Consider the following 12,852-nt stretch of genomic DNA (forward strand, 5'->3'; position numbering starts at 1 on the left):
ATTCCGACAGGTCGCGTTCGACGCCGGAGCCTCTACAACCGGATCAAGAGCGATGCGTTATGCTTCTGCCCTGTCCGTCGACAACAGTCTCAGCGCCACCGCGCCATAGAGACACGCCAAGACGGCCATGACCGATAACGGGCCGATCGCTTCGGCTGTACTGGCACCCATCTGGTTGAAGCGGACGAACAGGTGCATGGCGGGCGTCGCCGGCGACGCCCAGGCCAGCGTCGCGAGCCAACCGGGCATCTGGTCGAGTGGCCAGGCGAAGCCCGCCAGGAAGACGAGCGGCACGGATGTCGGGATCAACAGCTTCAACGCGGCATCACCGTCGCGCACCGCATGTCCGATGGCCAGCCCCAGGGCGGACACGGCGGCTGCAAACAGCGGCATCGCCAGCGCCAATCCGGCCATGTTGCCGCCGCGCGGTATATCCTGCACCCAATAGGCGAAGCCGAAAAAGAAGGCCTGTGCCAGCAAACCGATGAGGATCATCGCTGCCCAGGTCCCGAGCGCGGCGGACAGGCCGGTGAAGGGCGCATTGCGCCGCCGCCGCTCGGCCGCCAGTCGCGCCGCGGCAAACAGCAGCGTCTGTTGCAGGATGATATTGGCGACGGCCGGGAAGATATAGTCGCGATACCCGGCGGTGGTGTTGAACAGCGGCTGCACGCGCACCAGTCGGCCGGGATCGGGCAACCGGCGATCGATCGTCCGCGCGCGCTCGGCCACCCGGGTGAGCAGTGTGTCGACCAGCGTCTGGGCGATCGCCTCGGCCCGGGTGAAATAGGCGGCGTTGACGACCAAGGCGATGCCCGTACCGGGCCGGGCGGCGGCGGGATTGGTGACGATGCGGTCCAGGTCGCGCGACAGCAGCAATATGCCGTCGGCGCTACGATCGAGCAGCCGGTCCTCGCCCGTCGCCATGTCGGGGGCCATGCCGACGATGCGCACCGATCGACTGGCCGACAGCGCCCGGACGATCGAGCGGCCTAGCGGCGAATGGCCCTGATCGACCACGACCAGTCGCATCCCGACCGATTCCTGCTGCGAATAGGGCGCGGGATAATAGAAGGCGTAGAGCAGGACCGAGAGCATCGCCAGCGACAGCAGCGCGCGGGTCGTCGCGACCTCGATCAGCGTTCGCTCAAAGGCATCGCGCAGCGTCATCGGGCGTTCGCGCTCCGTCCGAACAGCCAAAGCCCGGCTCCCCCGGCCAACGCGGGATAGAGGAGCATCGCCCCCGCCTCGACCAGCAGCGGCCGGGTATGCGCGCCGATCATCACGTCCATCTCGAACCGGACATAATGGGTGAGCGGCAGCACCGCGCTCCAGACGCGCGCGAACCACGGCGCCCCGTCGATCGGCAGCGATGCCCCCGAATAGGCAAGCGCCGAGCCCGCGACGATGACGGCGGCGGACAGCGCGGTCGCGACCTCGCGCGTGACGACGATCAGGAACAGCGCGACGCCGACGGTCGCCAGCGACAACAGCCCCAGTCCGGCGGCCACCGCCCAGATGCTGCCCAGGAAGCGATAGTCGCCGAGGAGCGTCAGGGCGATGATCCAGACGATGCCCCACAGCCAGCATGCCAGACCATGGGGGGCCAGCCGTCCGACCAGATTCCACCGCGCGCGCGGCGTGGCGCGGGCATGGCTGGCGAAGGCGCGATCAACCATCAGCGGCGCGACCGCGCCGATGGCCGACACCGCGAACAGCAGGTGAATGACCGCCGGGCCCAGCAGCAGCCCCAGATACCATCCCAGGCTGACGGTCTGGTTGCCGAGCAGCGTTATGCGCACGCCGGGAAGCGGGTTGGGCAGCGACACTATGCCGTTCGACCCGACCAAGCGTGGCGTCGCCTGTGCGATGGCCTGCGTCGCAGCGGCGCGCATCGTCGCTTGCGCGATCGATCCCGACGCCAGGAACTGGGCCTGGTACAGGATCTCGACCGGCGGCGCGTCGGCCCTACCGACGCCGCGCGGGATGACCAGCACCGCCAGCGCCCGCTCGGACCGGATCATGCTCAGGGCAGGAGCGATATCGGGAAGGACCGCGACGACCCTCAGCATCGGCGATCCGTCGATCGTCCGCCGGATCGCGCGGGCGATCGCGCCGCCATCGCGGTCGACGATCACCACAGGCTCGTCGCGCAACGACCCGCCCGAGATCATCGCTCCCATCAGCGCGAGCAGAAGGGCGGGCATCAGCGTCAACAGGATCAGGTCGACCCGCGACCGCCCAAGCCGCGCGATCTCCGCCCACCAGCCGCGCGCCATGGCGGAGCCCGGCGTCATCGGTCGAACAGCACGCTCATGCCCGGCCGCAGCCCTTCGACCCGACCCACCGGGACCAGACGGACCTCGAACCCCCGCACGTCATAGCCGCGCGACTGGCGATCGGCGCGGAAGGTCGCGAACTCGCCCTGCACCGCCAGATGGCGGACACGGAAGGCCACCGTCCGGTCAAGCGCGGGGACCCGGCCCTGGAGCACCTGTCCCTCGGCCAGCCCGTGCAGCGCGTCCTCGCGCACGGTCAACAGCACATAGGGATGGTCGATATCGACGATCTGGAGCGCGGGCAGCACCGGACTGACGATCTCGCCGGGCTGGAGCAGGCGGCGGGATACCTGGCCCGCGATCGGAGACACCAGCCGCGTTTCGCCCAGCAGGGCGCGGGCTGTGGCGTCGGCGGCTTCCGCCACGCGCACCTGCGCCTCGGCAATGCGGCGGGTCTGCGGCCGGGCACCGGCCAGCGCCTTGCGATACTGGGCCCTGGCCGCCTCCGCCGCGCGGGCGCTGCTATCGCGTGCGGCGCGCGCCTCGTCACGACGCTGCGCGGCGATCACGCCTTGGGCATAGAGCGTGTCGGCACGACGCGCACTGACCGCGCCGAGATCCGCAGTGGCCTGCGCCGCCAACCACGTCGATTTCAGCGTGGCGACGTCTTCCTGCCGCGCGCCTTCGTCGGTCAGCGACCGGGTGGCGCGTGCGCCGTCCAGCGTGGCGGAGGTCTGCGCTGCGGCATTGCCCAGCTCCGGGCTCGACAGGGTGGCGACGACCTGGCCCGCGCGAACCCGGTCGCCCTCCTCGACGAGCAGCCGGTCGACGCGGGCCAGCGCCTTGGTCGCGACATTCACGCTGTCCGCGTCCACCTCGCCCTGCAGCGGCGGCATCGCCGGACGGCTGGCGAGCCACAGGCCGATGGCGAGCAGCACGACGATCACCGCCAATGCGGCGTAAAGAATCAAACGGTTTCGCCGCGTGGGCGGCGCTTCCTGCATGTCTTCGGTCATTGCGCCCCTCCCGCCGTGACATGCTGATCGGCGCGGCGAAGGAAGTCCTCGAATTCGTGCATTCGTCCGCTTGCCGTCAGCAATCCCGCCAGGGCCAGATCATATTCATACGCGGTGGCGACCCGCTGTGCCCGCGCGGCGGCCAGTGCCGCCTCGGCACCGGCGACGCGCGTCACCGTTCCTTCGCCTTCGCGCAGGGCAACACGTTGCACGCGCAGATTTTCGGTGGCGGCCGCGATCGAGCTGTCGAGCAGCAGGAAGGACCGGCGTGCGCCTTCCACCAGGTTCCAGGCGCGGCGGATCGCTTCGCTCGCTTCCTTGCGGGCCGCGCGTCCCGCATCGGCGGCGGCCAGTTCCCCCTCGCGCGCGGCGGCCAGCGTGTGGCCGCGATCCAGGCTCGACAGCAGCGTCAGGCGCGCGCCGACACCGACCACCCAGTCCGGCTCGGTGGGCAGTGCGTCGCGCCTGTTCGCGTTATACTCGCCGAAGCCGAAGACCTGCGGACGATAGCGCGCCTTGGCCAGATCGACCGCCGCCCCGGCCAGCTCGCGCGACGCATCCGCCTGGCGGGCGAGTGGCACGTCGCCTTCGCGGCCCAGGAACGTCTCGACCGGCGGCAGGACCTGGCTGGAGACGAACAGGGGCGTGGACGGCGCGACCTCCGGCAGGTCGAGCGCGTCGCCGAGATCGCGGGCGGCCGCCTCGTCCGCCAGCAGGGCGCGCTGCAGGCCCCGTTCGGCCGTGTCGCGGGCGACGGCCGCCTCCAGCGTGGTGGCGTGGGGCGTCACTCCGGCGGCTTCCGACTTGCGGACATCCTCGTACACGGCACCCAGGGCCTCCCGGCTTTGCTGCGCCGAATCGCGTAGCGCCTGCGCCGCCAGCCGTCCGAAATAGACCCGGACCAGGTTCAACTGCGCCAGATCGCGGGCCTGCCCGGCGCGCGCCTCCGCCATGGTCGTGCCCGCGCGTGCACCGCGCTGGATGGCCGGGATCGCGCCGCCGGTATAGATGGGCAAGGCGGCCTGCACGGTCGGGCGGAATACCGTGTCGCGATACCGATAGGACAGGCTGTCCGGGATCAGGGCGAAAAGGCCGGGCAGGGCCCGGTCGATGCGGCCCACCACCTCGCCCGCAATCTGCTGAAAGGCGGGTGGGAGCGATCCTGGGACGGTGGACAGGAAATCCTGCGTCGCACCCAGCGCACCGGCCCGCGCGTCCGACAGATCAACGGCCAGCGTTTTCTGATATTCCAGCAGCTGGGCGGCAGCGGTGACGGTCGGGCGATGGAGGGTGCGGGTGGCGGCCGCCGCCTCCCGCGCCGCCGCGATCGCATGGTCCGCGCTGGCAAGCGCCGGGGATGACGCATCCAGGCGCGCCCGCGCCGCCGCGAAGGTCAGCGACGGCGCCTGGGCCTGCGCGGATGCCCCCATGGTCGCGGCGATCAGGACGAGGGTGATACGCATGGGGGCAGCATAGCGAGCGCGACGAAACCTGTCTCGCGCCGTTCTGCTCCAACTCCTATGGGATCAGCCGATCGGCCCGCAGCCGCTCGAACAGCGCGAAGAAGGCGTCGTCGGTCGGCTGGTAGCCCGCGAAGCCGAGGCGTCGGTCACCACCTCGAACGGGCGGCCGAGGTCGGCGGCTTGGACGTGTCGGACGCAAAGAACCTGCGGTCACGGCTTTGCGAATGGGCGCAGCAGTACCGACAGTGCGGCTCTTAGCGGCCGCATATTCTGCCGCGCCGTGAGCCATCGCTGCGGGGATCGAACAGCAGCGGGCGGGGCTCATCCCGCCAGTCGCGTCAACGGCGCACCTGTACAACTACCCCGGCGGGTTTCTGGCCACCTATGGAGGAAAGGGGGCACTCAAGAGGATCGCTGGAGGTCGATCAGGCTGCCCGGCTCGTCGGTGGGTGGCGGAAATTGGCTGTGCGGTGGTGGGCCTGGGATCGTGATGGGGATGCCGCATCGACGTTGAACCGCATCACTGACGCCATCAGCGTTTCGCATTCCTGCGCCAGCACGCTGGCCGCTGCGGTCGACTCCTCGACCATCGCGGCGTTCTGCTGGGTTACGGAGTCGATCTCGCCGATCGCGATATTGACCTGGCCCAGGCTGTGCGCCTGCTGTTCCGAGAAGCGGGCTATGACGTCGACGACGGTGCTGACGTCCGAAACCTTGCCCATGATCCGTTGCAGCGCATTGCCGGTTTCGTCGACCAGCACCACGCCCGACCGAACATGCTCGATGGCGGAAAGGATGCGCGCCTTGACGTCCGAGGCCGCATCGGCCGAGCGTTGCGCCAGCGCGCGGACTTCGGATGCGACGACGGCAAAGCCCTTGCCCGCATCACCCGCTCGCGCCGCTTCGACGCCCGCATTCAGCGCAAGGAGATTGGTCTGGAAGGCGATGCCGTCGATGACGGTGATGATGTCCACGATCTCGCGGCTGGCCTGGTCGATGCCGTTCATGGCGGTGATCGACTTGGCGACGATCTCGCCGCCCTTTTCGGCCTCGTCGCGCGCCTCCGTCACGGCGCGATTGGCCTCGCCCGCGCTGACGGCCCCTTCGCGAACACCTTGGGTGATTTCGCCGACCGCGGCCGCCGTTTCGCGCAGGCTGGCGGCCTGCTGCTCGCTACGCGCCGACAGATGGTCGGTGGCCTGACGGATTTCCTCGATGTTCGAGCGGATGGTGCCCGCGCTGCCGCGCACATCGCTGGTCAGGCCGGAGAGGTTCTGGACGGCGCGATTGAAGTCGGTGGCCAACTGGTGGAAGGAGGGCGGCAGGTCGGTCAGGCGAACGGTAAGGTCCGCCTCGGACAAGCTGTGCAGACCGGAGCCGATGGCCTGCAAGGCCAGTTCGCGCTCGCGATCGTCGCTGACCTTGGCCTTGGCGGCATCGCGGAAGACGACGACAGCGCGGGCCATGTCGCCCAGCTCATCACCCCGCTCGCTGCCCGGTACTTCGATATCGTTGCGACCGCGGGCCAGCTCGGCCATCAGGCGGGTGAGTGTCGTGATCGGCCGTGCGATGCTGCGGCTGAGTACGATCAGAAGGGTGATGACGACGCCGATCATCATCACCCCGCCCAGGAGCAGGGCCACGATGGCGGTACCGATCGCAGTATTCTGCGAGGCGGCATTGCGGGCGATCGCCGCCGTTTCCTGGTCGCGAATGGCGCGGAGGGGAAGCACGATGTCGCTGGTCAATACGGCTTTGCCGGCGTCGCGGACCGCCTGCTGCGCTTCGTCGCGCCGCCCCGCCTTGACCCAATCGGTCAACCGGTCACTCCATGTTCGCCGCCACTTGGTCTTCTCGGCATTGGACTTGCTCAGCAGCGCCAGTTCATTCGGGTCGCTCAGCATCGCGGCCAGCTCGCGGCTGGTCGTGTCATACTCCTTGCGCGCTTCCTCGTAGGACTTGAGATAGCTCTTGTCCGCCGTCACCAGGAAACCCCGCAACTGGCTGTTCTCACGCAGGATCGACGTCTCCAGGGTCAGTGCCTTGGCATAGACTTCTTGGGCATGATTGTTGCGCTTGGTGGCGTCGCGAATTTCCCAGATGTTGGCGAAGAACACGATCGTCATGATCGCGGCCGACAGACTGACGATCAGGAACGATACCCCCAGCTTCTTGGGAATGTTCATGTTCGTGAGCATTATGCGTTTCTCTCAAAAGGTCGGGCCAGAGACGATGCGCGAGGATCAGTCCGATTGTCGGTGTCGGAACCGTAGGAATGCCGTTGACCATTCCGTCTGTCGGTGGGGAACGCGATAGCGAGGCCGGGGACAGGAATGCCCCAAGCCATCACGGATGGCGCTAAACACAGTCGCACTGTCGCCCAATGCTTGGTCGCCATCATGCCATGTTAACCTTCGATTTCGTCGGACAAGTGCTAAGATCACCCGGTTAATTATGGGTGAATTCGTCGATCGCCATCCGCCCCGATCGGGCATTACGCGGGTAACCATTCGATCCAGGCCCCGTACGGGTGGCAGTGGGCGAGCACGCAGTCGCGGCCGTCCGGCCAAGAGCGTAGTCGCAGTTCGACCCGCTCCCGCGCCTCGTCCCACTCGAAACCGATACAAGCCAAGGGCTTGGTTTGTGTCGCGGCCGCTCCGGCCTGTCGCAAGCTCGCCTCAATCGACGAACGGCTCTCCGCGCCGAGATATTGCAGGATCATCGAATGCAATAGGACGCGATGCCGACGATCCGTGCCCGGTGTCGCGAGGCGCGCCGCCAGCCAGGTTGCCGCATCGCCGGTGTCGAGTCGGGGCGGATGCCGACGCGCAATCGCCAGCGCCCGGTCCAGCCGCTCGGCGCGCTCAGGCTGGTCGGCGAAGATGAAAGACGCGAGCCGCTCGCACGCCGCCGGATCGTTAACGTCGAGCGGGTGGAGATCGACCCCGCGCGCGTCGCTCACCGCCACGACGGTATCGGGCGGCGGTGGACCACGCCATTCGGGAGCGATCCGCACCGTCGAGCCCGACTTGCCCGTCCGAACCCCGCCCAGATCATAGGCATAGTGCGCCAGATTGAGGTTCAGCCCCGCGCTGGCGCCGATCTCGAACAGGTCGAAATCATGACCATAGTCTTGCGCCAGCACCATCAGGGCGGCGTGAAAGGCTGCCGCTCGACCGATTTCGTTGGTCTGCGGCACGCGCAGCAACCAGTCGACCAGAAACTCGTCATGGCTCGCCAGAGCCAGAGCGACCGCCTCGTCGAAGCGATCATGCGTCCCGGCATAAAGAGCCGTGAGTTGCGGCTCGACCCTGCGTCGCGCCAAGGCATGGAGAGCGGCATTGATCCGCATCGCGATCGCGGAGGATGCAGCGGTATTGCCCCAGGACCGGATCAGGGCGGCGCTGAGCGGGGCCTTGTCGAGCTGCCGGTCCACGGCCGCCAGCAGATCGGCCACGAAGGGTGTGCCGATCGCCCGCATGACCAGCGACTGTCGGTACAGTTCGCTCGGGCGTGCGGTCGGACCATCCGAACCCGGACACATGGTATTGGAATGCTCCGGCTGCATCGGTCGCCTATGACGCTGGGAGAGTGGTTGGGAAAATACGCCCCGGGAGGACATGAAAGTCCATCCCGAGGCGCATCACCCGGTCAGGCCGGATCAGAAGTTGAAGTTCGCGCCGGCGCTGAAGTTACGACCGACGAGACCTGCATAATGCCAGCTGCTCAGATAGTTCGGATTGCTGGTATAGGCTGCCGCCGCCAGCGGAGCGCGGGCATTGGTCAGGTTCTGGACACTGAAGAAGAAGCGGAAATCGTCATTGACCCGCACGCCCAAGTTCAAGTCGGTATAGATGAACGGGCGGACGAAGCACTGGTTGTTGACGTCGCTACCCGCAATGATGGGCACCAGCGTGTTCTTGCACGACAGGTCGATCACGCCGTTGACCGGCTGGATACGATCGGCCGCCACCTGCTTGATCCGGCCGACATAATAGGTCGTGCTGGTCAGCGAGAAATTGCCGACTTCGATCGTGTTCTGCCAGTTGCCGCGAATACGCGGGGTGCCGCCACCCGACGACAGTTCGTACGGCCCCAGCGTACCCGCATATTTCTGCACGACGCCCGCCGGGGTGACGAGGTCGAGGCGAAGCACGCGGGTCACGTCGACACGGCTGATGAACTTCACGCCATTGGCAAGCTGGACATTGGCATTGGCCTGCATGTCGATGCCCGAGCTGACCATATAGTTGGCGTTGACGTAGGGCACGTCGAACACCAGCAGGCGAGGCAGGGCGTTCGGGTTGACGGGATCGGGCGCATCGATGACGTTGCACTTGTAGCCTGGGCCCACCTTGGCCAGCGCGGCGCATCCGTCGGCCGCATTGGTCTGGCTGTAATAGGCATTGATCGCTTCTGAGCGCAGCGGTCCGCTGACGATCAGGTTCGACTTGCGGATATTATAATAGTCGACCGTGACGTTCAGCCAGCGCGTCGGGTTGAGGATCGTGCCGACGGTGAAGCTGCGCGACACTTCCGGCAGAATGTCGGGATTGCCCTGCGCACCACTGCCGATGTTGTAGGAGGTGGTGTATGCGGGACTGCCCGGATGCGCCGCGGTGAAGCTGGCGGGCGGGTTGAACGTCGAGAAGCCCGAATAGCTGCTCGCCGGGTTGTATTCCGCGAAGGTCGGCGCGCGGAAGCCCTGCGAATAGGTGGCCCGCAGCGAGAATTCGCGAACCGGTGTGAACTTCGCACCGATCTTGGGCGAGAAGTGGCTATAGCCCTGCGAATAGTGATCGTAACGGCCCGAGACGTTCAGGTCGAACGAGCGGAGGAAGGGCGCATCGATTTCGAAGAACCCGGCGGTCACGGTCTGGCGACCCTGGGCCGACGAGGTGTTCAGGTTGTAATAGGACAGATCGAAATTCTGATTGCGGTTCATCAGCGTTTCGCGACGGACCTGGAAACCCGCACCGACATTGAGGTCGCCGCCCGGCAATTCCATCAGCGACTTCAGCAGCGAGCCGCCGATCGTCGCGACCGTCGAATAGGACGGGGTGGTCCGGTCCGGCGAAATCTGATTGCGCACGGCCTGCGTGTTCTGCTCCGGATTAACGAAGTTGTACGCGCCGGTGTTGATCGCGCTCAACAGACCCTGGATATTGATGAAGCCACGCTGCGTCACCGCGAAATTGTCGCGGGCATAGACGCCGTTCAGGCGGAACCTGAAGCCGTTGCCCAGATCGCCAGAGATGCCGCCCGTCGCGCGGAACACGTCGACATAACGATGGCTGCCCGCCGGGATGTCGCCGAACAGGTAGAAAATGCGCGCGGCGTTCTCGGCCGGGTTGGCACCGGCCACCGCATAGGGGTTGTTCGGGTTCAGGCGACGATCGGCGGCGTTGGCGCAGTTCACGCCCGCCGAGCAGACATACATGGGCAGGACGATACCTGGGCTGCTCGACGCCAGCGCGGCCGAACCGCCGAACGGCTGGGTCTGGCGGATACCCGCCGGGGTGCCGCGAATGTCGACTTCGGAATGCGAGTAGCTGCCGCTGGCAAAGGCTTCCCAGCCCTCCGCGAGGCGAACGTTCAGGCGCGCCGTGGTCGAATAGCGCTCTTGGCGCGGCTGGATGATGCCGTATTCGTCGGGCAGGTTGTGCTTGCAGCCCGTACCCTGCGCCGCGCCCGAGGTCACCGTGAAGGTGCCGAACGGGCAGGCGTTCGGATTCAGCAGGCGATACTGGTTGGTCAGCGGCGAGCCGACCTGGCCCGCCAGCGGGTTGTTCAGATCGGTCTGACGGACACGCGTGACGACCGCCTGCGGGTTGGCTTGCAGAAGCGAGTCGTCGTTGCGGTTGCGATCCTGCAGGCCACTCGGGCTCAGGTCCAGCGTGTTGAACGGATAGCCGCGGCTGTTGTTGGTGATGTACCCGTCATAGGTATATTCACCGTTGACGTAGAAGTTGAAGCCCTGCTCGCGATAATCGCCGATACCGGCGGTCAGCGTGGCACGGTAGTGCGAGCCATCGGCCTTTTCGGTAGTGCCGCCCTGGACCGAACCCGAAATGCCCTGGACGTTCTTCTTGCTGATCAGGTTGACCACGCCGCCAATGGCGTCCGCGCCATAGGTCGAGGAGGCGCCGTCCTTCAGGACTTCGACACGCTCGATGGTGCTGAACGGGATCGAATTCAGGTCGACATAGGCGTTATGGCCGTCGTCGTTCAGCGGGAAGTTGGCCGAGCGCAGGCCGTCGATCAGCACGACGGTGGACGAAACGCCCAGGCCGCGCAGCGACACCGCCGCGCCACCGGCCGAGAAGCCGTTCTTGAAGCCGGTCGAGATCGAACCGGCGCTGTCGGCGGATACCGAGCGGATCGCTTCCTGCGCGGTCGTGATGTTCGCGCGCTGGAGCACGTTGGAATTCACCACGGTCACGGGCGAGATCGAGCTGGCATTGGAATCCCGGAACAGCGTGCCGGTGACGACAACCGTCGTCCCTTCCGCCGTGGCGGGGGCGGGGGCTGCCCGCTTGATCTGGAGGTCCTGTTTCGTCTGCGCCTGCTCAGGCGCGGCAGCGTTCTGGTCGGCGGCGTCTGCCGTCTGAGCCGGTGCGGCCTCCTGCGCATAGGCCGGAGCCGCGATCGCCGTCAGCAATGCTGCGGTCGAAATCCCCAGGCGCAGTTTACCGAATGCGGAATTCATCGAAGTCACGTAGCTCTACCCCCTGTGATGCAGCGGCGACTTGCGTCGCGGCTACCCCGCTCGCCATGAACCGGCACAGCGTTAGACGGGCGCCTATCACCCACGAAGTTACCGGGGCGTTAAAAAGGATAGGGCTTTGCAATAAGGTGGTATGGTAATGGTTTTTCTATGAATTAGAAGAACATGCGCCGACATTGTCATACTTTGCGATATATAAAGTCCTGCGCGGTGAAGGAGATAAGCATTGCCGTGTTTCCCGGAAATCATGCCGTTGATAGGCCAGCTCGTCCGACGAAGACGAGCAATGCGGCAAGGCCGTTCTACCAAGGACCAGATTATAGGCGAGCTGCGTGAGCGCGGCACTTGGCGGATACTTCAGATCGGCACGTCTTTCCGGCTGATGCTGGTGAAGCCGTAGGTCCGATAGCGGCTTTCCACCTTACGCCCGGACAGGGTGATTTCGGTATAGCCTTCCGGCGTCCCCAAAAACGATCCACGCCAATCGGCCCCCGCGACGGCACCGGTGGTGATAAAGGACATGCCGTTCAGTTCGATCCTTTCGTAGACATGGCTATGCGCCTGAAGCACGGCCATGACGCCATGCTCGCTAAGGATGCGCAATACTTCCCGCCCGTTCGTCACGAAGGTCCAATTGTGGGGCGTGTTCAGCCAGCTTTCCGGCTCGTAGCAATACATCGCGGTCACGAGGGGAATGTGTGTGATGGCGATGATCCGCGCGCCCTGGGGCTGGGCGGCGAGATCGGTACGCAACCAGTCGAGCTGCGCGGCGTCCACGCGTCCTTCGTAATTCCGGTCTGTTGTGATGCCGACCGAGTCCAGCACGACGAAATGCACGCCCTTGTGATCGAAGGAATAATAGGTCGGGCCGAAGCGATCGATATAGAAATGCTTGCCGAAGTCGGGGGCGGTGGGGGCAATTCCGCTCTTCGCGAACACGCCCAGACAATCGTGATTGCCGAGCACATGACGCACGGGCTTGCGCAGATGCTGCCGCTCGGTCCGCTGGTACAGGTCCATCAGCATGGTCGCGCGCTCGCGGCTGGCTTCCAGCGCGTCTTCGATCATATCGCCACCCTGCACGACAAAATCGACGTTGGAAGCCGAGATTTGCTCAAAGCACATCGCGCAGGCGCGATCCGCGTCGAGTTCGGGTCGGATATGACAATCCCCCACAAAGGCAAAGGTGAAGTCGGGCTGCGCCGTCATACCGTGCGCCTTCGTGCCGAGCGAGAGCAGCGGGGCGGCCGTGGCCAGCTTTAGGAGATCGCGTCGTTCCATGCGGCACCAGATGTCGGAGGATGGGGGGCAGGGGGATCGGGGGGGGGGCGGCACGTGATGGCGCCCCCCCCCCGAGGAACAAGGATCAG

General features: G+C 66.1%; 8 protein-coding genes. All 8 read right to left on the minus strand.

Annotated elements, in window-relative coordinates; all coding sequences use genetic code 11:
* Positions 1–57 precede the first annotated feature (57 nt).
* On the minus strand, positions 58–1,197 hold the full coding sequence (locus tag SSA01S_RS11225; RefSeq protein ID WP_240954719.1) for an ABC transporter permease: 1,140 nt from the start codon (positions 1,195–1,197) through the stop codon (positions 58–60).
* Positions 1,164–2,294: an ABC transporter permease gene (locus SSA01S_RS11230; RefSeq protein WP_240954720.1), complete on the minus strand. Its 1,131-nt coding sequence runs from the start codon at positions 2,292–2,294 to the stop codon at positions 1,164–1,166. Before SSA01S_RS11230 ends, SSA01S_RS11225 begins: the two co-directional genes overlap by 34 nt.
* Positions 2,291–3,292 carry an HlyD family secretion protein gene (locus SSA01S_RS11235; RefSeq protein WP_061780436.1) on the minus strand — a complete coding sequence of 334 codons (1,002 nt, stop codon included), beginning with the start codon at positions 3,290–3,292 and terminating at the stop codon, positions 2,291–2,293. Before SSA01S_RS11235 ends, SSA01S_RS11230 begins: the two co-directional genes overlap by 4 nt.
* On the minus strand, positions 3,289–4,755 hold the full coding sequence (locus SSA01S_RS11240; protein WP_061780437.1) for a TolC family protein: 1,467 nt from the start codon (positions 4,753–4,755) through the stop codon (positions 3,289–3,291). Before SSA01S_RS11240 ends, SSA01S_RS11235 begins: the two co-directional genes overlap by 4 nt.
* 425 nt (positions 4,756–5,180) lie before the next feature.
* Positions 5,181–6,953, minus strand: coding sequence for a methyl-accepting chemotaxis protein (locus tag SSA01S_RS11245; RefSeq protein WP_240954721.1), 1,773 nt, complete (start codon positions 6,951–6,953; stop codon positions 5,181–5,183).
* A gap of 296 nt (positions 6,954–7,249) precedes the next feature.
* On the minus strand, positions 7,250–8,323 hold the full coding sequence (locus SSA01S_RS11250; RefSeq protein WP_082795050.1) for a DUF2332 domain-containing protein: 1,074 nt from the start codon (positions 8,321–8,323) through the stop codon (positions 7,250–7,252).
* 93 nt (positions 8,324–8,416) lie between these two features.
* Positions 8,417–11,464 carry a TonB-dependent receptor domain-containing protein gene (locus SSA01S_RS11255; protein WP_061780438.1) on the minus strand — a complete coding sequence of 1,016 codons (3,048 nt, stop codon included), beginning with the start codon at positions 11,462–11,464 and terminating at the stop codon, positions 8,417–8,419.
* Between the two features lie 375 nt (positions 11,465–11,839).
* Entirely contained in the window at positions 11,840–12,763 is a 924-nt protein-coding gene (locus SSA01S_RS11260; RefSeq protein ID WP_061780439.1) for a metallophosphoesterase family protein, read from the minus strand.
* Positions 12,764–12,852 lie beyond the last annotated feature (89 nt).

This window comes from Sphingomonas sanguinis NBRC 13937, from assembly GCF_001591005.1.
GTDB lineage: Bacteria > Pseudomonadota > Alphaproteobacteria > Sphingomonadales > Sphingomonadaceae > Sphingomonas > Sphingomonas sanguinis.

Bases quoted from the DNA above. Each gene is read 5' to 3' on its own strand.
- SSA01S_RS11245 (WP_240954721.1), bottom strand. From the start codon at position 6,953: ATGCTCACGAACATGAACATTCCCAAGAAGCTGGGGGTATCGTTCCTG.
- SSA01S_RS11235 (WP_061780436.1), bottom strand. From the start codon at position 3,292: ATGACCGAAGACATGCAGGAAGCGCCGCCCACGCGGCGAAACCGTTTG.
- SSA01S_RS11240 (WP_061780437.1), bottom strand. From the start codon at position 4,755: ATGCGTATCACCCTCGTCCTGATCGCCGCGACCATGGGGGCATCCGCG.
- SSA01S_RS11250 (WP_082795050.1), bottom strand. From the start codon at position 8,323: ATGCAGCCGGAGCATTCCAATACCATGTGTCCGGGTTCGGATGGTCCG.
- SSA01S_RS11260 (WP_061780439.1), bottom strand. From the start codon at position 12,763: ATGGAACGACGCGATCTCCTAAAGCTGGCCACGGCCGCCCCGCTGCTC.
- SSA01S_RS11230 (WP_240954720.1), bottom strand. From the start codon at position 2,294: ATGACGCCGGGCTCCGCCATGGCGCGCGGCTGGTGGGCGGAGATCGCG.
- SSA01S_RS11255 (WP_061780438.1), bottom strand. From the start codon at position 11,464: ATGAATTCCGCATTCGGTAAACTGCGCCTGGGGATTTCGACCGCAGCA.